22 protein-coding genes and 1 pseudogene are annotated in these 22,550 nt (G+C 74.5%); 15 read left to right on the top strand and 8 right to left on the bottom strand.

Annotated features, from left to right (window positions below):
* Positions 1-233 precede the first annotated feature (233 nt).
* Both VM636_RS00610 and VM636_RS00605 read left to right on the top strand, forming a co-directional pair.
* Positions 234-803 carry a TetR/AcrR family transcriptional regulator gene (locus tag VM636_RS00610; RefSeq protein ID WP_053912734.1) on the top strand — a complete coding sequence of 190 codons (570 nt, stop codon included), beginning with the start codon at positions 234-236 and terminating at the stop codon, positions 801-803.
* A 57-nt stretch (positions 804-860) separates the two neighbouring features.
* Positions 861-2,036, top strand: a complete 1,176-nt coding sequence (locus VM636_RS00605; RefSeq protein ID WP_053912733.1) for a GDSL-type esterase/lipase family protein — start codon at positions 861-863, stop codon at positions 2,034-2,036.
* A 390-nt stretch (positions 2,037-2,426) separates the two neighbouring features.
* On the opposite strand, the gene VM636_RS00600 is transcribed toward VM636_RS00605, so the two are convergent.
* Both VM636_RS00600 and VM636_RS00595 read right to left on the bottom strand, forming a co-directional pair.
* Positions 2,427-3,554, bottom strand: coding sequence for a peptidoglycan bridge formation glycyltransferase FemA/FemB family protein (locus VM636_RS00600; RefSeq protein WP_030420517.1), 1,128 nt, complete (start codon positions 3,552-3,554; stop codon positions 2,427-2,429).
* A gap of 190 nt (positions 3,555-3,744) precedes the next feature.
* Positions 3,745-4,599, bottom strand: a complete 855-nt coding sequence (locus VM636_RS00595; RefSeq protein ID WP_051821346.1) for a SigB/SigF/SigG family RNA polymerase sigma factor — start codon at positions 4,597-4,599, stop codon at positions 3,745-3,747.
* A gap of 217 nt (positions 4,600-4,816) precedes the next feature.
* On the opposite strand from VM636_RS00595, the gene VM636_RS00590 reads away from it, so the two are divergent.
* Positions 4,817-5,173, top strand: coding sequence for a PRC-barrel domain-containing protein (locus VM636_RS00590; protein ID WP_030420519.1), 357 nt, complete (start codon positions 4,817-4,819; stop codon positions 5,171-5,173).
* A 137-nt stretch (positions 5,174-5,310) separates the two neighbouring features.
* Here VM636_RS00590 and VM636_RS00585 read toward each other — a convergent pair.
* Positions 5,311-5,747, bottom strand: a pseudogene (locus VM636_RS00585) (DNA starvation/stationary phase protection protein); the annotation flags it as partial.
* A 210-nt stretch (positions 5,748-5,957) separates the two neighbouring features.
* Here VM636_RS00585 and VM636_RS00580 point away from each other — a divergent pair.
* Positions 5,958-6,857: a hypothetical protein gene (locus VM636_RS00580; RefSeq protein WP_199825442.1), complete on the top strand. Its 900-nt coding sequence runs from the start codon at positions 5,958-5,960 to the stop codon at positions 6,855-6,857.
* Between the two features lie 114 nt (positions 6,858-6,971).
* Positions 6,972-7,694 (top strand): FAD binding domain-containing protein, encoded by a 723-nt coding sequence (locus VM636_RS00575; protein ID WP_053912732.1) that lies wholly within the window; start codon positions 6,972-6,974, stop codon positions 7,692-7,694.
* A 36-nt stretch (positions 7,695-7,730) separates the two neighbouring features.
* Here VM636_RS00575 and VM636_RS00570 read toward each other — a convergent pair whose 3' ends face one another.
* The gene (locus VM636_RS00570; protein ID WP_053912731.1) at positions 7,731-8,570 is read right to left on the bottom strand and encodes a lysozyme; all 840 of its coding nucleotides are present in this window, start codon (positions 8,568-8,570) and stop codon (positions 7,731-7,733) included.
* A gap of 375 nt (positions 8,571-8,945) precedes the next feature.
* Between VM636_RS00570 and VM636_RS00565 the strand changes: the two genes are divergently transcribed.
* From VM636_RS00565 to VM636_RS00545, 5 genes are all read left to right on the top strand, one after another.
* On the top strand, positions 8,946-10,694 hold the full coding sequence (locus VM636_RS00565) for an ATP-binding protein (protein WP_037858267.1): 1,749 nt from the start codon (positions 8,946-8,948) through the stop codon (positions 10,692-10,694).
* A gap of 126 nt (positions 10,695-10,820) precedes the next feature.
* Entirely contained in the window at positions 10,821-11,243 is a 423-nt protein-coding gene (locus VM636_RS00560; protein WP_107091287.1) for a roadblock/LC7 domain-containing protein, read from the top strand.
* Entirely contained in the window at positions 11,240-11,596 is a 357-nt protein-coding gene (locus tag VM636_RS00555) for a DUF742 domain-containing protein (RefSeq protein ID WP_030420525.1), read from the top strand. Before VM636_RS00560 ends, VM636_RS00555 begins: the two co-directional genes overlap by 4 nt.
* Complete coding sequence (locus VM636_RS00550) at positions 11,577-12,203, top strand: ATP/GTP-binding protein (RefSeq protein ID WP_030420526.1); 627 nt, start codon at positions 11,577-11,579, stop codon at positions 12,201-12,203. Before VM636_RS00555 ends, VM636_RS00550 begins: the two co-directional genes overlap by 20 nt.
* Positions 12,200-13,462, top strand: coding sequence for a cytochrome P450 (locus tag VM636_RS00545; RefSeq protein WP_037858269.1), 1,263 nt, complete (start codon positions 12,200-12,202; stop codon positions 13,460-13,462). The genes VM636_RS00550 and VM636_RS00545 overlap by 4 nt, the downstream gene beginning before the upstream one ends.
* A gap of 18 nt (positions 13,463-13,480) precedes the next feature.
* Here the strand turns inward: VM636_RS00545 and VM636_RS00540 are convergent, their stop codons facing one another.
* The 3 genes from VM636_RS00540 to VM636_RS00530 all read right to left on the bottom strand — a co-directional run bounded on the left by VM636_RS00540 (position 13,481) and on the right by VM636_RS00530 (position 16,364).
* The gene (locus VM636_RS00540) at positions 13,481-14,704 is read right to left on the bottom strand and encodes a cytochrome P450 (RefSeq protein WP_030420528.1); all 1,224 of its coding nucleotides are present in this window, start codon (positions 14,702-14,704) and stop codon (positions 13,481-13,483) included.
* An 83-nt stretch (positions 14,705-14,787) separates the two neighbouring features.
* Positions 14,788-15,513, bottom strand: coding sequence for a dipeptidase PepE (pepE, locus tag VM636_RS00535; RefSeq protein ID WP_030420529.1), 726 nt, complete (start codon positions 15,511-15,513; stop codon positions 14,788-14,790).
* Positions 15,514-15,542: 29 nt separating this feature from the next.
* The gene (locus VM636_RS00530; RefSeq protein ID WP_030420530.1) at positions 15,543-16,364 is read right to left on the bottom strand and encodes an IclR family transcriptional regulator; all 822 of its coding nucleotides are present in this window, start codon (positions 16,362-16,364) and stop codon (positions 15,543-15,545) included.
* A gap of 154 nt (positions 16,365-16,518) precedes the next feature.
* Between VM636_RS00530 and VM636_RS00525 the strand changes: the two genes are divergently transcribed.
* From VM636_RS00525 to VM636_RS00505, 5 genes are all read left to right on the top strand, one after another.
* The gene (locus VM636_RS00525; RefSeq protein WP_053912730.1) at positions 16,519-17,472 is read left to right on the top strand and encodes a DUF1177 domain-containing protein; all 954 of its coding nucleotides are present in this window, start codon (positions 16,519-16,521) and stop codon (positions 17,470-17,472) included.
* A 2-nt stretch (positions 17,473-17,474) separates the two neighbouring features.
* Positions 17,475-18,872, top strand: coding sequence for a cytosine permease (locus VM636_RS00520; protein ID WP_030420532.1), 1,398 nt, complete (start codon positions 17,475-17,477; stop codon positions 18,870-18,872).
* A complete protein-coding gene (locus tag VM636_RS00515) occupies positions 18,869-20,206 on the top strand; it encodes a M20/M25/M40 family metallo-hydrolase (protein WP_030420533.1) in 1,338 nt (445 codons plus the stop codon). Before VM636_RS00520 ends, VM636_RS00515 begins: the two co-directional genes overlap by 4 nt.
* Positions 20,207-20,325: 119 nt before the next feature.
* Entirely contained in the window at positions 20,326-20,490 is a 165-nt protein-coding gene (rpmG, locus tag VM636_RS00510) for a 50S ribosomal protein L33 (RefSeq protein WP_030420534.1), read from the top strand.
* A gap of 145 nt (positions 20,491-20,635) precedes the next feature.
* Positions 20,636-21,706 (top strand): polyprenyl synthetase family protein, encoded by a 1,071-nt coding sequence (locus VM636_RS00505; protein ID WP_030420535.1) that lies wholly within the window; start codon positions 20,636-20,638, stop codon positions 21,704-21,706.
* Between the two features lie 9 nt (positions 21,707-21,715).
* Here VM636_RS00505 and VM636_RS00500 read toward each other — a convergent pair whose 3' ends face one another.
* A complete protein-coding gene (locus VM636_RS00500; protein WP_037858272.1) occupies positions 21,716-22,543 on the bottom strand; it encodes an urease accessory protein UreD in 828 nt (275 codons plus the stop codon).
* Positions 22,544-22,550 lie beyond the last annotated feature (7 nt).

Genomic DNA, 22,550 nt, shown 5'->3' with positions numbered 1-22,550 from the left:
ACGCCGGCCCGCCGCCCGGCGCCGCGCCGGGTCCGGGCCGCGGGGTCTCTGGAGCAGCTGGTCACAGGGCCCGTACGGCACGGGTGTGGCGGGATCTCGTCGTTCTCCGGCGATCGCGTCACGCACGCTGAGTCCCCGCGCGCCCGAAACACGCCAACAGGAAAAAGGCATTTGCCTAAAGGGTGTAGGGGTGCGCATCATCGGTGTCGGTAGGGAAACGAGGGAGGACGACGATGGCGCGTGTGGGACTGACCCCCGAACGTCTGGTCCGGGCGGGCGCGGAACTGGCCGACGAGGTCGGCTTCGACCAGGTGACCGTCTCCGCGCTGGCCCGGCGCTTCGACGTCAAGCCCGCCAGCCTCTACTCCCACCTGCGTGGCTCCGAGGACCTCAAGACCCGCATCGCCCTGCTCGCCCTCGCCGAACTCGCCGACCGGGGCGCCCTCGCGCTCGCCGGCCGCTCCGGCAAGGACGCCCTCGCCGCCTTCGCCGACGTCCACCGTGACTACGCGCGCGAGCACCCGGGCCGTTACGCCGCCGCCCGGCACCGGCTCGACCCCGCCACCGCCGCCGCCAGCGCCGGCGTCCGGCACGCGCGGATGACCCGCGCCCTCCTGCGCGGCTACGACCTGGCCGAACCCGACCAGACCCACGCCGTACGGCTCCTCGGCAGCGTCTTCCACGGCTACGCGAGCCTCGAACTGTCCGGCGGCTTCGACCACAGCGCCCCCGACAGCGACACCAGTTGGGCCCGCGTCGTCGACGCCCTGGACGCCCTCCTGCGCAACTGGCCCGCACCCTGACGACGGCGCTCCCCCCCCGACCGACACCCCGCACCCCGCACCCCGCACGGAGACGCCATGCGCGACGACGACCACTGGACCACCACCCCCCTCACCGCCGGGCTGCTGCGCGGCGCCCTCGACCTGGAGGTCACCGCACGCGGTGTCCTCCCGCACCGGCTGCCCGCCCGCGCCCGCGCCCAGAACACCGACGGACAGCTCGCCATGGCCGAGTCCCAGCCCAGCGGCGTACGCCTGGCCTTCCGCACCCGGGCCACCGCCCTCGCGCTGGACACCCTGCCCACCAAGCGGGTCTACCCCGGTGCCCCGCCCCGCCCCGACGGCGTCTACGAACTGCTCGTCGACGGCCGCCCGGCCGGCCGGGGCAGCGTGACGGGCGGCGACACCCTCACCCTGGACCTGGCCACCGGCAGCGCCACCGTCACCCCCGGACCGGTCGGCACCCTGCGCTTCGACGGCCTCCCCGGGCGCGACAAGGACGTCGAGATCTGGCTGCCGCACAACGAGACCACCGAACTCGTCGCCCTGCGCACCGACGCCCCCGTCGAACCCGCCCCCGACCGCGGCGCGCGGGTCTGGCTGCACCACGGCAGCTCCATCAGCCACGGCTCCGACGCCGCGACCCCCACCACCATCTGGCCCGCCCTCGCCGCCTCGCGCGGCGGCGTCGGCCTCGTCAACCTCGGCTTCGGCGGCGGCGCCCTGCTGGACCCGTTCACCGCCCGCGCCCTGCGCGACACCCCCGCCGACCTGATCAGCGTCAAGCTGGGCATCAACCTGGTCAACGCCGACGTGATGCGCCTGCGCGCCTTCGGGCCCGCCGTGCACGGCTTCCTCGACACGATCAGGGAGGGCCACCCGACCACACCGCTGCTGGTCGTCTCCCCGATCCTGTGCCCCCTGCACGAGGACACGCCCGGTCCCAGCGCCCCCGACCTCGACGGTCTCGCCGACGGAAGGCTGCGCTTCGTGGCCCTCGGCGACCCCGCGGAACGCGCGAGCGGAAAGCTCACCCTGAACGTCATCCGGGAGGAACTGGCCCGCATCGTCGAGCGGCGCCGCGCCGACGACCCCCACCTGCACCACCTCGACGGCCGCGCACTGTACGGCCCGGACGACGCCGCCGAACTCCCCCTGCCCGACGGCCTCCACCCGGACGCCGCCACCCACCGCCGCATCGGCGAGCGCTTCGCCCGGCTGGCCTTCACCGGCGAGGGAGCCTTCGCGGCCTGAGCCCGGTCCGGATCCGGTCCGGAGCCGTCCGGAGCCGGCCCCGCCCCGCCCCGCTCACGCCCGCGCCCGGCCCGCCCTCCGGCCGCTACGGTCCTCCGCCCGCCGGACGAGGACGGGTACTTCGGAGAGAGCGTCGCCGCACACCACGACGAGACGCACGCGGACCGGCCGGGGCCGGCGGCGGTGGGCCCGGCGACCGACCCGCCCGCCGCGCCGGCCGGTGACGGCCCGCGCTCGAACCGGGCGTCGGCACCGGCCGCACCGCACCGCCGCCGGCCTCCGGGGTGTCCCGGTGCGCGGTGTCGACCCGTCCCGGGCCACGACCGGGCGCCGGACCCCGGGTCCGGGGGGAACCGGCCGGCCGGGCCCGGACCGGAGGGGCGGCCCGGCTCAGCGGCGGGAGAGGTACACGCCGAGCGCGCGGTGCAGCAGCCGGTTGAGCGGGTACTCCCACTCGCCCAGGTACTCGACGGCCTCGCCGCCCGCCCCGATCTTGAAGCGGAGCAGCCCCAGCAGCGGGTCGTCCGCGTCGAGCCCGTCCCCGACGCCGCGGAAGTCGTAGACGGACGCACCCAGTTCGTGCGCGTCGGACATCATCCGCCACTGCAGGGCGTTGCTCGGCCGCACCTCGCGTCCCCGGCTCGTGGAGGCCCCGTAGGAGTACCAGACGTGGTCGCCGACGGTCAGCATCGTCGCCGCGGCCAGCACGTCCCCGTCGTGGTGGGCGAGGTAGAGGCGCATGCGGTCCGGGTGCTCGGCCGTCAGCGCCGTCCACATCCGCCGGAAGTACGAGAGCGGACGCGCTGTGAAGCGGTCCCGCTCCGCGGTCTCGACGTACAGCTCGTGGAAGACGCGCAGGTCCTCCCGGTCGCCGCGCACCACCTTGACCCCGGCCCGCTCGGCCTTCTTGATGTTGCGCCGCCACTGCTGGTTGAAGCCGCCCTGCACGTCCTCCAGCGACCGTCCGGCCAGCGGCACCCGGCACACGTAACGGGGCTGGCCGGACGCGAAGCCGTCCCCGCCGCCGTCCCCCGGCCGGCGCCAGCCCAGGGCCCGCAGCCGGCCGGCGATCCGGGCCGCGCCCGGGTCCTTCGCCGTGGGAACGACGTCGCCCAGCCGGCGGACCCGCGGATCGGCGATGGCCGCCTTGACCGTCTCGGCGCGCCAGCACCGCGCCACCACCGGGGGCCCCATCCGCACCGCGAACGCCCCCCGCGTCCTCAGGTACGCGAGCATCGGCCGCAGCAGGCCGGCCAGGTCCACCGTGTTCCAGTCGAGGTCCGGCCCCTCGGGCAGGTAGGCGAGGTACCGCTTCGGGCCGGGCAGCGGCAGCGGGCGCAGCAGCACCAGTCCGGCGCCGGTGAGGCGGCCCGCACGGTCGAACCAGCCGAGGCTCTCCGCCTGCCACTCCGGTTTGACCTCGCCCCAGGCCGGGACCTGGAGGGGGCTGACGGAGGGCCGGTCCGCGACGAAGCGCAGGTGCTCCTCGCGGGTGATCGCCTTCAGCTCGTGGCTCATACGTGGTGCCCTCCGTGTCCGGTGCCGCCCGATCCGCCTGATGGCCGGGACGGACCCACCGCCCCGCACCCCCACCAGGGAATACCGGCCGCGGCGAAACCGCGCGGGCTACCGGCTGTTCGAGGGGGCCGTCCGGCCGAAGGCCCCCGGACGGCCCCCTCGACGGCGGGCGAGAGGGACCCGCACCGGGTCAGCGGGCGTCGAGCATGCCCTCGCGCAGGCGGCGCAGCAGCCGCGAGATCAGCCGGGACACGTGCATCTGGGAGACGCCGAGCCGTTCGCCGATCTCCTTCTGGGTGAGTTCCTCGACGAACCGCCAGTGGATGATCCGCCGGTCCCGTTCACCCAGTTCGGCGATCATCGGGGCGAGCGCGTGGAAGTCGTCGACCAGCGCGAGCGCGGCGTCGTCGGCGCCGATGAAGTCCGCGAGGACCGACTCGCCGTCCTCGCTTCCGCCGATGGCCGCGTCCAGCGACGAGGAGTTGTAGCCGTTGGCCGCCAGCCGGGCCTCCACGACCTCGTCCTCCGGCAGGCTCATCAGCTCGGAGAGCTCCCGGGTGGTGGGGTTGCGGCCCAGCCGGGAGCGGAGCTCCTCGGTGGCGCGGGCGAGCTGCACCCGGGCCTCCTGGAGCCGGCGCGGCACGTGCACCGCCCAGGAGGTGTCCCGGAAGAACCGCTTGATCTCGCCCACGATGTACGGCACCGCGAAGGAGGTGAACTCCACCTCGCGGGACAGCTCGAACCGGTCGATGGCCTTGATCAGGCCGATCATGCCGACCTGGACGATGTCCTCCATCTCCTCCGGGCCGCGGCTGCGGAAGCGGCCGGCTGCGAAGCGGACCAGGGACATGTTCATCTCGATCAGCGTGTTGCGCACGTACTGGTACTCGGCCGTGCCCTCCTCCAGCACCGCCAGCCGGTCGAAGAACCGCCGGGACAGCGCGCGGGCGTCCGCGGGCGCCACCTTCGACGGATCGGCGATCTCGGGTACTGCGGTGGTCTCCGGGGCGGTCACCTCGGTGTGGGCCTGCACGGTCGTCGCCATCGTCTTCCCTCCCGATCCCGTCGGCGCTGTCGCTGTCACTGGCCGCCGACGAGACGGCGTCTACCCCGGCTCGCCCCGGACATGCCCGGCCCCATTCCGCCCCGGGCCGGTGCGGACCCACCGAAGTGAGGGGCAAAGCGGGGGATAGAGGGACGAAATTCGGGCAAAAGGGGGAACCTTAAGAGGGAGCGCGCGTTCCGAGAAGGGAAGACGAGACATGTTCGAGGCTGACAACATCCGCGAGTGGCGTGGACACGACGTCGTCGACAGCGAGGGCAAGAAGATCGGCAGCCTGGAGTCCATCTACGTCGACACGGTGACCGACCGGCCCGCGTTCGCCGCGGTCACCATCGGTATGCCGACCCGCCGCCGGCTGGTCTTCGTCCCCCTGGACCGGTCCACCGTCGGACCGGGCTACCTGAAGGTGACCTATGACCGGTCCCGGGTCAAGGACGCCCCCGGCATCGACATCGACGGAGAACTCTTCGCCGAGGCCGAGCGGGACGTCTTCACCCACTACGACCTGCCCTACGAGCAGGGCAGCCGGGGCGAACGACGGCTCGCCCGCCGCTGACCCCGGCCGCACCGCCCCGCCGGGCGGTACACCCACCGCCCGGCAGGAAAGGCGGACCCGCGGACACCCGCGGACCCGCCGGCCTGCGGCCTACGCCACCTTCGCGTCCCGGCGCGCGACCCGCTCCAGCGCCCGGGCTGCCCGACCGGCAGGTCCTCCGGCGCCGGGGCGATCTCGCCCAGCGTCCTTCACCGCGTCCCGCACGCCCCGGACGACCCCGGTGTACACCAGGTCCAGCGCGCCCCGGTGGGCGACGGCGTCGGCCCGGCCGGCGGAGGAGCCGTCCCAGGGCCGCTCCGCGCCCGGCGCCGGGCGTGCCCGGCGCCATCCCGCCCGGCGCCGCGATGCGCTCGGCGACGTCGTCGGCCCTCTCGCGCACCCGGCCGACCCGGGGGCCGATCATCGCGTGCACCGCGGCGAAGTACGGTCCCACCACGCTCCCGTGGACGTGCTCGAGGGCGAGGCGCGGGCCGTTGAGGGCGTGCGGGCGCAGGCGCGGCACGCCGATCAGCCGCCCGGCGGCCTCGCGCTCGAGGCCGGGCACCGTGTGGGCCGGGGCCGGACCCCGCGTCATCGCCGACTCGGCTCCCGAAGGCCGCGTACGGTCTCGCACCCTCACGCGTGCCCCGGTTCACCGAGGTCAGGCCCGTGCGGACCCGTGTGCGCCGACGGCAAACGACCGACCCGGGCCGCCCCGCCCGTCACACCCCGGCAACGACCAGCGCCCCGTCGCTGCCACACGCCGCCCCTGACCCGGCGCCGTGCGACGGGCATCCTGGACGGCATGGCCCGCCTCCAGCACACCGTCACGCTCGCGTCCCTGCCCCGGCCCTGGTTCGCCTCGCTGGTGGCCGCCTTCCACGACGTCGCCGAGACCCTCGACGCGGACGGGGGCCGACTGCGGCTGCCCGACGGGCGTCCGGCCGACCTGCTGCTGACCGAGGGCCGGCACCTGATCCCCGGCGCCCGGTACCGGGCCCCGGGCGAGGAGGGCGCCCGCCCGGACGGCGGCGACCCGGTCGTCACCCTGACCGCCTGGGACCGCCGCCGCGCGACCGCGGTGGAGGCCGTCGCCGTGGAGGAAGAGGGCGGGCGCCGCACCGTGATCGCCGTGGCGGCCGGGCTCCGCGCCGCCGACCGGCCCCGGGAACTGTGGTGCTCCGGGACCCTCCGGTCGAGCGGCAGGGGAGCCCGGTACCTGGGCGGCGGGGGAGAGGCGCGCGTCGACCTCGACCGGTGGTGGTCGGCGGCGGCCGGCCGCGGCCTGCTCCCCGGCGGCCCGCCGCTGCGCGGGACCCTCACCCACGCGCTCGCCCGCGCCACCGTCACCGCCGTGCCGCGCCCGGCCGCCGACGGGGACTGGAACGTCACCGTCCGGGTCCGCTTCCGGGGCCGCTCCTTCGCCCGCCCGCTGCTGCCGCTCGGCATGCTCTTCCTCGGCCGCCGCCTGCGCACGGCCTTCGCCGCCCGGCTCGACGACGCCGCCCGGGAGTGGAACGCACAGGTGCCCGCACTGGTCCGGCGGGACGCCGCGCGGCTCCGCGCCGACATCGCCGACGGACTCGTCCCCGAGGCCGCCGCCGGGGCCGCCGGAGCGGCCGGGCCCGTCGAAGCCGCCGGGCCCGCCGGGAACGGCTCCGACCAGGGAGGGGACCAGCGCGCGAGGGGCGCACATGACAAGTAAGTGAGCCCTGTACGCGCCCCCTCGGCGGTACGGACAATGCGTCGAGACCGAGATCACCAGGCGGGACTCGTCGTCGTCCACCCGCCGGCTCCGGGGGAAAGCAGGTCGATCGCCGTGCTGTTGCGTCTGCCCACGTCCGTGACGGAGGCTCAGGAGTGCCTGGCCGAGGGCGCGGTGCCCATCGGCGGAGCCACCCTGGTGTGGGCCACGTGGCAACGCGACGGCTTCCCGGAGCGGGCCGTTTCCCTGCGCGGCGTCCCCGAGGCCACCGTCGTCGAGGCGGACTCGCTCGGCGGCGCCGTCGTCCTGCACCGCGTCGACGACCGCGTACCGGAGGTGCTGCGGCGCGCGGCGGCCTCCGTCGGCACCGGCGCCGTGCGCCGGACCGCGACCGTCGGCGGCAACATCGTCGGCAGCACCCTGCGCTGCCTGCTCCCCGCCGCCCTCGTGCTGGACGCCCGCCCCACCGTCCTCGCCCAGGACCGCGCCTACGAGACCGACCTGGCCGAACTCCTCGCGAAACGCCATCTGTTGCTCGGCCTGCGCTGGCGCACCCCCCTGGCCAGCGGCTACCGCAAGGAGCCCGCAGAGGCCGGCGGGCCGCCGCCCCTGGTCGTCGCCACCGCCGTGCGCGAGGGCCCCGGAGGGGAGCGGGAACTGAGGGTCGCCGTGCGCGAGGGCTACGACGTCGTCGGCGGCGCCGCCCCGTGCGAGGAGGGCGCGGACCAGGCCCTCGACGCCCTCGCGCGCACCGACGTCGGCGCGCTGCCCGCCGCCGCCCGGGACGTGGTCCGCGGACAGGTCCGCGACGTCCTGGCGGGGCTCACCGGCCGCTGACACACCGGCCGGTGAGCCCCGCCAGGAGGCCTCCGGTCAGCCGTTCGCCAACTGGACCACTCGGTCCAGCGCCCCGTTGAACCGGTCGTGGTCCCCGACCGTGGGGCCCGACGAGGTGTACTGCCACATCGTGTGGAAGGACCAGCCCGCGGGCAGCGGGCCCACCGTCGAGGCGTACCGGGCGATCCACAGCGGGTTCTTGTCGCCGAAGCCGCTGTAGTCCCCGGTGCACTGCTGCCACCAGTTGGTGGAGGTGTAGATCACCGCGTCCCGGCCGGTACGCGCCTTGTACCGGTCGAGGAACGCGCGGATCCAGTCCACCATCTGACCGGTCGTGCGTCCGTAGCAGGTCGCGCCGTACGGGTTGTACTCGATGTCCAGGACACCCGGCAGGGTCCTGCCGTCCTTGGACCAGCCGCCGCCGTTGTCGACGAAGTAGTCGGCCTGGGCGGCGCCGCCGGCGGTGTCCGGGGTGGCGAAGTGGTACGCACCCCGGATCATGCCGACGTCGTACGAGCCGTTGTACTGCTGGGCGTAGTAGGGATTGCGGTAGGACGTCCCCTCGGTGGCCTTCACATAGGCCCACTTGACCCCGCTGTTCCACAGGGTCGGCCAGGCGACGTTGCCCTGGTGGCTGGAGACGTCGACACCCTCGGTCTGGGCCACCCGGGTGCCGGCGGCGGGGCGGTCCCGCTCGCCCTCGTGGGCCAGGACACCCCCGCCCATCGAGGCGGTACCGCGTACCGACGGCCCGTCGTCACCGGCGGCCGACACCGGAGCGGCGGCCAGGGACGGCAGGAGCAGCGACGCGGCGAGAACGATGCCTGCCCTGAGCAGGCGTGAGTGGCTCTTGGCCACGGCTATGGGTCTGCGCATGCCCTCATGCATGCCGCCGCCCGGCACCCGCGCACCGCCCGGTCCCCCGGACGGACGCACACGTCTGCCCGAAAGGGGGAGGAGAACACCCCGAACGGGATGTTCCGCATCGCGCCCGCCGTAGGCGCGCACCGCCGCGTCGATGCCAGAACGCCTGTATCACATCGGTGAGTTCGAGTAGTCGAATTCGAGGGAAATTCGCTCCTGCGCGGGGTCTCCGGCTGGTCCGGCCTCCAGGCTGGGAGCGAGAACTAGCATGAGCCGCATCCCCCCGCCGGAGTGATCACCACACGCCCGGCGGACGGCTCCGACCCGCGGCCGACGTCCGTCGGCCGGCCCCCTTTCCCGCTCTCAAGGACCCAGAGGGACCGCGGAATGTCAGTCTCTGCACCGCCCAGCCCACCCCGGACCACCCGGCCGCGCCGGCCGGCCCCGGCGCTCCCGCTCGCCGTGCCGGTCATCGCCGCCGCGGCGGCCGGCGCCGCCTGGGCGGTGGCGCCCGAGCCGGCCCGGGGCTGGACCGCGGCCGTCGCCCTGACCGCCTGGGTCTGCGTCACCACCGCCGTCGTCACCGGCCACCTCCTGGTCCGCCGGGCCCGCCGCGCCGCCGCCGAACAGGCCGCCGAGACCGGCGCCCTGCGCGCCCGCCTGGCCCACGAGAACGCCGCCTGCCTCCACCTGGTCAACGTCGTCCTCCCCGACATCGCCCGCCGGCTGCGCGACGGCGCCGGCGTCGAGGAGGCGGTGGCCGACGCCGCCCCCGTCGCCGGCTCCCACCTGCACCAGGCCGCCCGCGGCTTCGCCGCCCAGCTCGACGAGGCCGTACGCCACGCCGCCGACGCCGAGGCCCGCCACCAGCGCGGCCAGCGCGAACTGCACCTCCTCCACACCGGCCTGGACCAGCTCGGCGGCACCGTCCTGCCCACCGCCGTCGGCCGCCTGGGCGAGGGCACCTCCGCCGACCTCGTCCTCGCCGAACTGGAGTGGCCCGAGAGCCCGCCGCTGCGCGCCCTCGGAGAACGCTTCGTCCGCGAACTCGCCCACAGCGAGCGCCGCACCGCCGCCGCCCAGGCCGCCTCCGCCAAATCCCTCAGCCGCGTCCAGGCCAAGGCCGTGCGGATGCTCGCCGACCTGCGGGAGATGCAGGACCGCCACGGCGAGGACGTCCTCGGCGACCTGCTGCGCCTGGACCACGCCACCTCCCAGCTCGGCCTCATCACCGACCGGCTCGCCCTCCTCATGGGCGGACGCTCCAGCCGCGCCTGGAACAAGCCGATCGTCATGGAGAGCATCCTGCGCGGCGCGGTCGGCCGCATCGCCGCCTACCAGCGGGTGCGCATGCACTGCTCCACCACCGCCGCCATCTCCGGCTACGCGGCCGAGGGCGTCATGCACCTGCTCGCCGAACTCATGGACAACGCCGCCAACTTCTCGCCCCCGATCGACGAGGTCCACGTGTACGTGGAGGAACGTACCGCCGGGATCGTCGTCACCATCGAGGACAGCGGACTCAAGATGGCCGACGCCGCCATGCGCCACGCCGAGGAGGCCGTCTCCGGACGCAGCACCGACCTCGCCCTCCTCCAGGGCACCCGCCTCGGCCTCGCCGTGGTCGGACGCCTGGCCGCCAAGTACCGCATCGGCGTGAGCTACCGGCCCTCCTCCCGCGGCGGCACCGGCGTCGTCGTCCTGCTGCCGCCCCAACTCCTCGCCCAGCAGCGCGAACCGGTCCCGCACACCGGAGCCCTGCGCCCCGCGACGGTCCCCGCCGCGCCCGTCGCCGGGCCCGCCGAGCCCGCCGCCGAGCCCCCCGCCCTCTCCCGGCGCATCCCGGAGGCCCGGCACGCCCCGCGCCCCGAACCGGCCGAGCGCCCCGTCCGGCGCGCGGCGGCGGCCACCGCGAACGGCCTGCCCGTCCGCGCCCCCGGCCGCACCATGGCCCAGGCCGAACGCGAACGCCACGACCAGCACCTCTCCCGCACCGACGGGCCGACGACACAGGAGCCCGCCGCGCCCCGCGACGCCGGAGCCAGCTTCGGGGCCTTCCACCGCGGCCGCCGCACCGGAGCGGCCGGCCCCGGCGCCGGCGGGGCCGCGGACACCGATCCGCCGGCCCCCGCGTAGGGCACCGCCGGCACGACGCATCCCCCACGGCGCCCGTGCCCCGGCGCCCCTCGCCCTTCCCGCTCGTGAGATTGGAGGAATGGGCCGGTGACCACAGACCCGGGAGCCACCGGCCCACCACCCGCCATGCAGACCACCGACAACAGCCTCACCTGGCTCCTGCAGAACCTCCTGGACCGCACCCCCGGCACCCGCCACGCCCTGGTCCTCTCCCGCGACGGCCTCAAACTGTGCTGGACCGAACACCTCACCCTGGACCGGGCCGACCAGCTCTCCGCCATCTGCTCCGGCATCCAGGCCCTCGCCCAGGGCGCCTCCGTCGAGTTCGGCAACGGCTCCGGGGGCGTGCGGCACTCGATGACCGAGTTCCACGGCGGACTCCTCTTCATCATCGAGGCCGGCCAGGGCGCCCACCTCGCCGTCGTGGCCGCCGAGGACTCCGACCCCGGCGTCGTCGGCCACCAGATGACCGAGATGGTCGAGCAGATCGGCGAACACCTGCGGGCCGAACCTCGCCACGCCGCCGCCCCCGGGAGCACCACGTCGTGACACGCAAGCCCGTGGACACCGGCGCCCCCGACCGGCTCTACACCGTCACGGGCGGACGCAGTCGCGCCGACGACGCGTTCGACCTGGTCACCCTCGTGGTCAGCGAGTGCGAGCCGACAACCGGGATGCAGTCGGAACACGTCAGGATCCTCGACCTGTGCCGCCACCCCACGGCCGTCGTCGAACTCGCCGCGGAGCTGGCCCTGCCCATCACCGTGGTCCGCATCCTCCTCGGCGACCTGCACGCCACCGGCAGGATCACCGCCCGCCACCCCCAGCTCGGGCAGTCCGCCGCCGCGCACCCCGATACCGCCCTTCTCCAGGAGGTGCTCCATGGGCTCCGCAACCTCTGAAGCCTCCGCGCTGCCCGCCACCCGCACGCCCTTGGGCGACACCGCCGAGACCGGACTCAAGATCGTCGTCGTGGGCGGCTTCGGCGTCGGCAAGACCACCCTGGTCCGCTCGGTCAGCGAGATCCGGCCGCTCAACACCGAAGAGGTGATGACGCAGGCCGGCATCGGCGTCGACGACACCGGCGGGGTCGCCGCGAAGACCACCACCACCGTCGCCTTCGACTTCGGGCGGATCAGCCTCAACGAGCGCCTGGTGCTCTACCTGTTCGGCGCCCCCGGCCAGGAGCGGTTCTGGTTCCTGTGGGACCGGCTCTTCACCGGCACGCTCGGCGCCGTCGTCCTCGTCGACACCCGGCGCATGGACGACTCCTGGTACGCGATAGACCGCCTCGAACACCACGGCACGCCGTTCGTGGTCGCCGTCAACCGGTTCGACGAGGACACCGCCGCCCACTCCCTGGACGAGATCCGCCAGGCGCTCGCGCTGCCCGAACGGGTCCCGCTGATCGACTGCGACGCCCGGGTGCGGACTTCGGGCAAGCAGGTCCTGGTCACCCTCGTGGACCACCTCTACCAAATGGCTCTGGCCCAGGAGAGCGCATCGTGACCGACATCGACCCCGCCCCGGGCACCCTCGCCGCGCCGGGCTGCCCCGTGGACCCCGACGCCGTGCCGCTGGCCGGACTGGAGTACCAGCAGACACCGTCCGAGCTGTACCGCAGCCTGCGCCGGCGGCACGGCCCCGTCGCCCCGGTACTGCTCGACGGGGACATCCCGGCCTGGCTGGTCCTCGGCTACACCGAGGTCACCTACGTCACCAGCCACGACGACCTCTTCGCCCGGGACTCCCGGCGCTGGAACCAGTGGCACGCCATCCCCGCCGACTGGCCGCTCCTGCCCTACGTCGGGTACCAGCCCTCCGTCCTGTTCGCCGAGGGCGAGGAGCACCGGCGCCGGGCCGGGGTCATCACCCAGGCGCTCGCCGGCGTCGACCAGTTCGAACTGGCCCGGGACTGCCGCCGGCTCGCCGGCCGGCTCATCGCCGGCTTCGCCGGCAGCGGCCGGGCCGAGCTGATGAGCGGGTACGCGCACGCCCTGCCGATGCGCGCCGCGGTCCGCTTCTGCGGCATGCCGGACGGCAGCCCCGAGACCCAGGGCCTCGTCGAGGACCTGCGGATCTCCCTCGACGCGGCGGAGGGCGACGACCCGGTCGCCGCGTACACCCGGGTCGGCGAGCGCATCCACCGGCTGGTCCGGGAGAAGCGGGAGCGGCCCGGACCGGACGTCACCTCGCACATGCTCACCCACCCGGCCGGACTGACCGACGAGGAGACCGTCCAGGACCTCATCTCCGTCATCGCCGCCGCCCAGCAGCCGACCGCGAACTGGATCGGCAACACGCTGCGGCTCCTGCTCACCGACGAACGCTTCGCCGTGAACGTCTCCGGCGGACGGCTCAGCGTCGGCGAGGCCCTGAACGAGGTGCTGTGGCTCGACACCCCCACCCAGAACTTCATCGGACGCTGGGCCGTGCACGACACCCAGCTCGGCGGCCGTCAGATCCGGGCCGGCGACTGCCTGGTCCTCGGCCTGGCCGCGGCCAACACCGACCCGCAGATCTGGCCCGAGGCACACGTCGGCGCCGAGAACTCGGCCCACCTCTCCTTCAGTAACGGCGAGCACCGCTGCCCGTACCCGGCGCCGCTGCTCGCCGACGTCATCGCCCGCACCGCCGTCGAGACGCTGCTGGAGCGGCTGCCCGACCTGGTCCTGGAGGGGGAGCCCGGCGAGCTGACCTGGCGGCCCTCCATCTGGATGCGCGGACTGAACGACCTGCCGGTCCTCTTCACCCCGGTGGCGCCCTGACGGCCGCCGCGCGCCGGATCAGGCGACCGGGGTGAAGCGCACCGGCAGGGACCGCGGTCCCCGGGTGAACACGCCCTCCTCCACCGGGTCGAAGCCGTCGGCGGGCCGCAGGCCGGGCATGGCGTCCAGGAGCTGTCCGACACCGATCTCCACCTCCGCCTTGGCCAGCAGCGCGCCGACGCAGAAGTGGCGGCCGAGCGCGAAGGCCAGGTGGTCGGCGGCGGCCGAGAAGGCGGTCGCCGTGGTCAGGTCGTCACGGAAGATGTCGAAGCGGTCCGGGTCCCGGTAGCGGTTCTCGTCCCGGTTGGCCGCCCCGATCAGGCAGGTGACGGTGGCACCGGCGGGTATCGTGCCGCCGCTCAGCGGCACGTCGACGGCCGACTGACGCATGATCATGTGGACCGGCGGCGTGTACCGCAGGGTCTCGGCGAAGGCGCGGGCGATCAGCGAGCGGTCCTCCCGCACGGCCGCCAGTTGCCCCGGGTGGGCCAGCAGGTTGGCGAAGATGCCGGCGATGGCCTTGTCGGTGGTCTCGCCGCCCGCCGCGAGCAGCAGACTGCAGAACGCCTTGATGTCCTCGTCGCTCATCCGCACCCCGTCCACCTCGGCGGCGCAGAGCGTGGACAGCAGGTCGTCGCCCGGGTTCTCCCGGCGTTCCCGGATGATCGGGATCATGTACGCGGCGAACTCCTCCCGGGTGCGCGCACCGTCCTCGGCGACCACCGGATCGCCCGAGAGGTTGCCGAGGAAGGCGATTACCGACGTGTACCAGCGGTGGAAGCGGTCGTGGTCGGCCTTGTCCAGGCCCAGCATGTCCGCGATGACGTCGACCGGGAGGCGGGTGGCGAAGTCGGCCACCAGCTCGGCGCGGCCGGTGTGCCGGAACGCGTCGATCAGCTCCCGCGCGTTGCGCTCGATCACCGGGAGGAACTTCTCCCGCAGGTCCGCGCCGCGGAAGGCGGGGGCGACCAGCGCCCGCCGCACCGCGTGCTCCCGCCCGCTCATCTGGAGGATCGTCCGGCCGTGCACCGGCTCGATCTGCCAGTCGTAGTTGTCGGTGGTGAACTGCCCCTCCCGGTCCTTGAAGACGCGCTCCACGTCCTCGTAGCGGGAGACGATCCAGCTCCGCGTGGCCTCGTGCCAGAAGAGCGGGGCGGTCTCCCGCATCAGCCGGTAGGCCGGGTAGGGGTCGGCGGCGAACTCGGGGGAGAGGATGTCGGGGACCTGCTGCGCAGTGGACATGGGGCTCCTCGGTCGGCAACGTCCTTTCCGGCCAAGGCTATTGACGATCCGTCGAACCCGACAGACCCCGCCCCCGAGGGCGCTCAGCCGCGGCTGTCGAACTCCGCCCGCACCGTGAGCAGCTCCGAGACGTCCGCGCCGGGGGCCAGCTCGCGCGGCTCCTCGCCCCGGCGGAACAGCCGGGCCGGCAGCTCCCCGCCGAGTCCGGCGCGGCCGTCGGCGACCCGCAGCCAGGTCCCCTCGCGCAGACCGAGCACGGGCACGTCGTTCTCCTCCAGGAACTCCGTCAGCCGCTCCTCGCGCGTCTCTCCCTTGTGGGTGGAGTCGGGGTCCGGGTCGAGGTAGTGCGGGTTGATCTGGAAGGGGACCAGCCCGAGCGCCGCGAAGGACGGCGGCTGCACGATCGGCATGTCGTTGGTGGTGCGCAGGGAGGGAGCCGCCATGTTGGTGCCCGCGCTCGCGCCCATGTACGGCAGTCCGCCCCGCACCGCCTCGGCCAGCGCCTCCCGCAGGCCGGTGCGGTACAGCGCGGAGAGCAGCCGGAAGGAGTTGCCGCCGCCGACGAACACGGCGTCCGCCGCGCCGAGCGCGGCGAGCGGGTCGCCGCCCTCGTGCACGCCCCGCACCTCGATGCCGGCGGCGGCGAGCGCCCCGCGCACCCGGGCCGTGTAGGTGTCGTGGTCGGCGAGCGCGTACGGCACGAAGGCCAGCCGCGCCCCCTCGGGCAGGAAGCCGGTCACGGTGTCGAGGGCGTGTGCCAGGTAGCCGCGGCCGTACTGGGTGGAGTTGGACAGGAGCAGCAGTCTCACGGGGTGGTCCTCTTCGGTGGGTCGGTGCGTCAGGCCGTGCGGGAGCGGGGGCGGCGGTGGTGCTGCGGCGGCTGGGTCAGGCGCTGCTCCAGCAGGCGGACGGCGCGGCGCAGCACGTCCAGCCGGTCCTCGGCGCCCTGGGGGAAGCGCTCCCCGGGCCCGCCCAGGCTGAGGCTGCCGTACGGCTCGGAGCCGAGGAAGACGGGCATCGCCACGGTGCCGATCCCGGCGTCGTACTCGCCGACCGTCCAGGCGTAGCCGCGCGCCCGCACCGTGCGGAACTCGCGCTCCAGCTCGTCGGGGTCGGTGACGGTCCGCTCGGTGAAGCGGGCCATCGGCCGGCCGCGGAAGAGCCGGTGCCGCTGGTCGTCGGGGAGGAAGGCGTAGAACGACTTGCTGGTCGCCCCGGCGTGCGCCGGGTACAGCTCGCCGACCAGGGGGTAGTACCGCAGGGGCCCCTCCTCGCCCTCGACCGCCGCCACGCAGCGCATGTGGAAGCTGTCGGGCAGGCAGAACAGCACCGTGTCGCCGGTGGCCGCGCGCAGTTCCTGGAGGACCGGTTCGGCCAGCATCTCCAGGGTGCCGGAGCGCTCCCAGAGCCGGCCCAGGCGCAGCGCGGCCGGGCCGATGCGGTACCGGCGGGTCGCCGGGTCGGAGACCAGGAAGCCGCGGCCCGCGAGGGTCGACAGCAGCCGCTGGGCGACCGAGGTGTCCCAGCCGAACTCGCCGGCGATCTCCGTCACGCCCCAGTCGGGCCGCGAGCGCTCGAACGCCAGCAGGACCAGCAGGGCGCGGTCGACGGTCTGCAGGGCCCCCGCCGGGGTCCTGCGGTCCGCGGGATGCGCGGTCATGGTGGCTCCTTCCGTCCCGGACGTACACCACTGCCCCGTCCATCTCGCCATGCAGACATGAATTGCAGATAGCGGGAAACAGTTGCGCTGCACCTTAACGGGTCCCGAACCTGCTGTCAGCACCGCCCCCGGTGCGGATCAGGAGAACTGCCCCATGTTGAAGTACGTCCTGGACCTCGTGGATCTGCTCGACGATCCCGATGTCGACGGCAAGCGTGTCGCCGCCCACCTCGACACCCTGGCGGGGCCGGAGGGCTCCGGTGCCCAGGTCACCACCGTCACCGGCGAGCGCGGCTCCACGGACTTCGTGCTGGTGCGCGTCCCGGGCCGCCACGGGCGCGCGAGCGGCGGCACCGCCCGCACCCTCGGCGTGGTCGGCCGCCTCGGCGGCATCGGGGCCCGCCCGGAGGCGGTCGGTCTGGTCTCCGACGCCGACGGCGCCGTCGCGGCGCTCGCCACCGCCGCCAAGCTGCTCGACATGCGCCGGCGCGGCGACGTCCTGGACGGCGACGTGGTCGTCGCCACGCACATCTGCCCGGACGCCCCCACCGCGCCGCACGACCCGGTGCCCTTCATGGACTCCCCGGTCGACATCGCCACCATGAACCGGCACGAGGTCACCGCCGACATGGAGGCGGTGCTCTCCATCGACACCACCAAGGGCAACCGGATCATCAACCACAAGGGCCTCGCCCTGTCGCCCACCGTCAAGGAGGGCTGGGTGCTCAAGGTCAGCGAGCGGCTGGGGGAGCTGCTCGCCGTGGTGACCGGTGAGCCGTTGGTCACGTACCCGGTGACCACCCAGGACATCACCCCGTACGGTAACGGTGTACACCACATCAATTCGATCCTCCAGCCGGCCACGGCGACCGCGTCACCGGTCGTCGGCCTCGCGATCACCTCAGCGGCGGCGGTCCCCGGCTGTCAGACGGGCGCGAGCCACGAGACGGACATCGCGGCGGCGGCCCGGTTCGCCGTCGAGACCGCCAAGGCGTACGGCGGCGGGCTCCTCGACTTCCACGACGCCGTGGAGTTCGACGCGCTCGTGAGCCGCTACGGCTCACTGGCCCACCTGCAGACCTTCGGCCGCGCCCCCAAGGAGTCGTGATCGTGGCCCAGCACAAGAACACCACCGCGGCCGAGGGCGGCGCGAGAGCCGTCGGCAGCGACGACTACGCCCTCTCCCGGGTCCCGCGCGACCAGCGCCTCGGCTTCTGGACCATGCTGCTGCAGTGGCTCGCCCAGTCCGGCTCGATCTCCCAGTTCACCCTGGGCGCCACCATCGGCGTCGGCATGTCCTTCGGGGACGCCTTCCTCGCCTTCACCCTCGGCGCGGTGATCCTCGAGGTCGTGATCTTCGCCATCGGCCTGGCCGGTATGCGCGAGGGCCTGGCGACCCCGCTGCTCACCCGCTGGGTCGGCTTCGGCCGCAACGGATCGGCCCTGGTCAGCCTGGTCATCGCCATCAGCCTCGTCGGCTGGTTCGGTGTCCAGAACACGATCTTCGGGGACAGCGTCTCCGCGCTGGTCGGCGGCCCGTCCTGGATGTGGTGCGCCATCGCGGGCTTCGGCATCACGGTCCTGGTCATCTTCGGCTTCCGCTACATGGCCGTCTTCGCCAAGATCGTCACCCCGCTGTTCTTCGCCATGGTCGCCTGGTCGGTCACCGACGCGCTGAGCGACCACTCGCTGTCCGAGCTGATCCACTCCCCGGCCCCCGGCCAGGCCATCCCGCTCTCGGTCGCCGCCACCGCCATCGCCGGCGGCTACATGACCGGCGCGATCGTCTCCCCGGAGATGACCCGCTACAACAGCAAGAGCAGCCACGTCTTCCTGCAGAGCGCCTCGTCGATGATCCTCTCCGAGTACATCGTCGGCCTCACCGGCGTCCTGCTCGGCCACATGGTCGGCAGCGGCCAGGTCTCCCAGATCGTCCTGTCCACCTCCGGCGTCTTCGGCGTCCTCGTCGTCCTGATGTCCACCGCGAAGATCAACGACTGGAACCTGTACGGCTCCTCCCTCGGCGTCGTCAACTTCTTCCAGGTCGTCTTCCGCAAGCGGCTGCACCGCGGCGCCGTCACCATCGTCCTCGGCATCGCCGGCACCCTGCTCTCCGCGGTCGGCATCATGACCCACTTCACCGACTTCCTGTCGGTGCTGGGCGTCGCCATCCCGCCGATCGGCGGCATCATCGTCGCCGAGTACTGGGTGGTGCGCCGCATGCGCGCCCCGCTGGACGCCACCCGAGAGGCCGGCACCCTGCCCGCCACCTCGCCGACCTGGGTGCCGATGTCCCTGGTCATCTGGGCCGCCGCCTTCTGCGTCGGCAAGTTCTACGACGGCGGCATCCCGGCCCTGAACTCCCTGCTGACCGCCTTCGTCCTCTACTGCGTCCTCGGTCTCACGGGCCTGGTCAAGACCTACGGCACCTCGACCCTCGACGACGACGGCACGGTCGGCCCGGACCCGGCCGCCGCCCCCGGCACGGCCACCGTAGGAGCATCATGAGCACCACCGCCCCCGCCCCCGTCGCCGCCTCCGAGGAGGCACAGCGCGAGGTCGTCGACCTGTGCGCCGAACTGATCCGCTTCGACACCTCCAACCCCACCAGCGACGAGCGGGCCTGCGCCGACTGGGTCGTGGCCCGCCTCGCCGAGGCCGGTATCGCCTCCGAACTGGTCGAGAGCGCCCCCGGCCGCGCCAACGTCGTCGCCCGCATCGCGGGCGCCGACCCGGACCGCGGCGCCCTGCTGGTCCACGGCCACCTCGACGTGGTCCCCGCCGACGCCGCCGAATGGCGGGTCCCGCCCTTCTCCGGCGAGATCCGCGACGGCTACCTCTGGGGCAGGGGCGCCATCGACATGAAGGACACGGTGGCCGTCATGCTGGCCACCGCCCGCCACTTCGCCCGCACCGGCACCCGGCCCACGCGCGACCTCGTCCTCGCCTTCCTCGCCGACGAGGAGGCGGGCGGCGCGTACGGCGCCCACTGGCTGGTCGAGCACCGGCCCGACCTCTTCGCCGGGGTCACCGAGGCCATCGGCGAGGGCGGCGGCTTCAGCTACGCCCTCGACGACAGCCGCCGCCTCTACCCCATCGAGAACGCCCAGCGCGGGATGGCCTGGATGGAGCTGACGGCCACCGGCCGGGCCGGGCACGGCTCCTCCCCGAACGACGAGAACGCCGTCACCGACCTCGCCGAGTCCCTCACCCGCATCGGCCGCCACACCTTCCCCGTCCGCCTGATCGCACCCGTACGCGCCCTGCTCACGGAGGCCGCCCGCCTCCAGGGCGTCGACCTCGACCTGGACACCGAGGACCCCGACGCCCTCGACGCCGAACTGGCCAAGCTCGGCCACGTCGCCGACTTCATGCAGGTCGTGCTGCGCAACTCGGCCAACCCGACCATGTTCTCGGCCGGCTACCAGACCAACGTCATCCCCGGCAAGGCCACCGCCCGCGTCGACGGCCGCTTCCTGCCCGGACACGAGCAGGAGCTGACCGACACGATCGACGCCCTGCTCGCCCCCTCCGTCACCCGCCGCTGGGTCAACCACGACATCGCCATGGAGACCGCCTTCGAGGGCCCCCTCGTCGACGCCATGTGCGACGCGGTGCGCGCCGAGGACCCGGACGGGCACCCGGTGCCCTACTGCAACCCGGGCGGCACCGACGCCAAGGCGTTCACCAAGCTCGGCATCCGCTGCTTCGGCTTCAAGGGCCTCAAGCTCCCGCACGACCTGGACTACGGCCGGCTCTTCCACGGTGTCGACGAGCGGGTCCCGCTGGAGGGACTGCGCTTCGGCGTACGGGTCATGACCAGGCTCTGGCAGAGTTGCTGACCAGGGACGGCGGTCCGCCCCGGCCCGGGAATGCGGGACCGGCCGCCGGTGTTGACCACCCCGTCCGGCCCGCGCGGACCGGCACCCGGGTCCCGCGCACCGGGCGGGAAGGAGTACCCGTGGCCCGCAGCACCGCACGCCCGGTGGTCCGGCTGAGGTCGACCGCCGGGACCGGCGTCACCTACGTGACGCGCAAGAACCGGCTCACCCACCCCGACCGGCTGATCCTCACCAAGTACGACCCGGTGGCCGACGCGCACGTCCCGTTCCGCGAGGAACGCTGACCCGCGCCGCCCGCCCCGCGCACCGGCCCGGCCCCGTGACCCCGGGGCCGGGCCGGCGCCGTCCGCGGGGACCCGCGCCCCGGACCGGGGGCGCGGCCTGGCACACTGCTCGGGCGCACCGCACCCCGGAGCAGGAGGCACCGCCATGTCCGAGCAGTTCGCGGCCCGCGCCGCCGGGTACGAGCGGCACTTCCGCGCGGTCTTCGAGGAGTTCTTCGCCACCCTCGGCACCACCCTGGAGGCGCCCGCCTTCAGCCGCTTCACCCCGGAGTGCCTGGAGCTGCTGCGCGACCTCTCCCTGCGCGGCGGCAAGCGGATGCGCGTCGTCCTGCTGCACGAGGCCGCCCGCCTGGTCACCGACGCCCCCGTCGACGGGCTCGACGCCGCCGCGCTCAGCATCGAACTGCTCCAGACCCACGGCCTCGTCCACGACGACCTCATCGACGACGGCGCCACCCGACGCGGCGGCCCCTCCACCTACCACGCCTACCGCGCCCGCCACCCCGACCACCCCCGCGCCGCGCTGGGCCTCACCGTCCTCGCCGGGGACCTCGCCCTCGCCCTCTCCCTGCGCGTCCTCCTCGACGCCGATCTGCCCGCCGCACTGCGCCGGGCCATGGCCGAGGTGCAGACCCGCGCCGCCGCCGACACCTTCGTCGGCCAGATCACCGACCTCGAACGGGACTTCGCCGGCCCCGTCGACGAGGAGGTCCTGCACCAGGTGGCCGACCACAAGACCGCCCGCTACTCCGTCCTCGCCCCGCTGCGCCTCGGCCTCCTCGCCGCGGGCACCGACCCGGCCCCCCACGACGGGGAACTGCGGGCCTACGCGCGCCTGGTCGGCATCTGCGGCCAGATGCGCGACGACCACCTCGACCTCTTCGGGGACGCGGCCCGGCTCGGCAAACCGACCGGCGCCGACCTCCGCGAGGGCCGGCGCAGCTACACCGTCGTCCGCCTCCTGGAGGCCGCGCGCGGCACCGAACGCCGGGTGGTCGAGGACGCCCTCGGCGACCCGCACTGCACCCCGGAGACGGTCGCCGCCGTCCGCGAGATCGGCGAACGCCTCGGGGTCGACGCCGCGATGGAACGGGAGATGCGCCGCCACGCCGAGCGGGCCCGCGCCCTCGCCGCCGGCTGGCGCCCGCGCTGGCGCGCGGACGCCGTCGCCTTCTTCGAGGACGTCCCGCTGTGGAGCGTCGAACGCACCCGCTGACCCGGTGCCTCACCCGGCGGCGGCCGGTACGGGCGCGTCCGCGCCGGTGAGCAGGGCCGCCGCCCCCTCCAGCCGCCGCCGCAGGTCCGCCGTGTCCGGCGCGAGGGCACCCACCAGCACCCCGCCGCCGAGGTCCATCACGGCGGTGCCCGGACCGGCGAGCGCGCCGCGCGCCCGCTCCGCGGACACCGCGCCCGGGTCGACGACCAGCAGGGTCCCGGCCGTACGGTGACCGCCGGTGACCGCCGGCCCGTCCCAGCCCGGCGCCCCGGGACCCACCGCCAGTTCCTGGTCGTGGAGCGGTCCGGCCGGGGTCTCCACCCGGATCCGCTGCCGGAAGCGGCCCGGCGTCTCCCCGTGCCGGCCGAACAGCACCTCCTCGCGCATCACCAGCCGGGCGTCCCGCGCCAGCGTGATCCGCACGTCGGTGCGGTGCCGGCAGTCCCGTCCGGCGATCACCAGCTCGGGCAGCCAGGCCAGGCACCCCCCGGCGTCGACCCGCACCCGCACGTCGAGCCGGGACTCCTCCCCGTACGTCCCCGGCAGCAGCAGGGTCGGCGCGATCTCGCCCAGCACCAGCGCGCTGCCCTCGCCGACCCGCACCTCCAGGCGGAGCAGGTCGCCGCCGAGCGGGCCGGCCGCCCCGGCCGCCAGATGGACCCGGGCCGGCTCGGCGGACCGGCCGGCCCAGTCGGTGACCGGCGTGGGGGCGAGCGCGGCCGTGCTGCGCAGCATCAGCGGCCAGCCCGAGCGCAGCACGCAGACGCGGGTGGCCGCCCGGCCCGACGCCGGGCCGGGGGCGCGTTCGGTGGCCAGCAGGGCCGTCGCGGCGGTCACGGCCGTC

Source organism: Streptomyces sp. SCSIO 75703, assembly GCF_036607905.1.
Taxonomy (GTDB): domain Bacteria; phylum Actinomycetota; class Actinomycetes; order Streptomycetales; family Streptomycetaceae; genus Streptomyces.
The sequence above is the reverse complement of the archived record's forward strand: the minus strand, read 5'-3'. Positions and strand labels throughout refer to the sequence as shown.